This is a genomic window from Limosilactobacillus reuteri subsp. porcinus (assembly GCF_036621895.1).
GTDB classification, from domain to species: Bacteria; Bacillota; Bacilli; order Lactobacillales; family Lactobacillaceae; genus Limosilactobacillus; species Limosilactobacillus reuteri_J.
The window spans coordinates 1-590 of sequence record NZ_LN887394.1 but is presented as its reverse complement, the minus strand read 5'-3'; the positions used below and the strand labels follow the sequence as shown (position 1 = coordinate 590).

Sequence of the window (590 nt, the reverse complement as noted above, 5' to 3'; positions counted from 1 at the left end):
AGAAGACGGCATACGAGATGGACTACTACTATAAGGAGCTCAAGCATGCGGTGGACTAAGAATTGGGGCACGGTCAGCAGTGGAGCCGAATTACATATGTTAGCTCATGCTGAACAAACGGGAAAACGATTAGCAAAGAAAAAGCCGACAGGTCAACGCTTGCCGGCTTTTAAAGTACATAACAGATTAAATAATTAAGGTGATAGCATTAGCTACCGTCTTTTATTTTGCTCAAATTTAGGAGGAACCAGCTATGGAACTCAAAGAACTAACCGAAAAAACGTTAGTATTATTTAATTCTAAGAACACAACAGAACTAATTAAGAAGTTGCCTAGTTATTGGAATGATAATGATACTAAAGCTAAATTTAAGGAATTAGTCGGTGATTTAAGCATTGATTGGCTCCAAAAGATTTTTCAGTATTACGAAGCGGACCGCAAGGATAAGAAGCAAGATTATACGCCGACAAGTCTAGCAAAGTTAATGGCAAGCCTAGCTCTACGTAACGATGAGAAACACATTATTGATATGTGTGCTGGTAGTGGTGCTTTAACTATTCAATGTTGGAACCTCAATCATGATATTGAAG

The 590-nt window shown here is 38.3% G+C and carries 2 protein-coding genes; both read left to right on the top strand.

Annotated elements, in window-relative coordinates:
* The first annotated feature begins 45 nt into the window (after positions 1-45).
* Positions 46-198, top strand: coding sequence for a hypothetical protein (locus AACL61_RS04820; RefSeq protein WP_180977156.1), 153 nt, complete (start codon positions 46-48; stop codon positions 196-198).
* Positions 199-253: 55 nt separating this feature from the next.
* A partial coding sequence (locus AACL61_RS04815; protein ID WP_339111052.1) for an N-6 DNA methylase occupies positions 254-590 on the top strand: 337 nt, incomplete at its 3' end.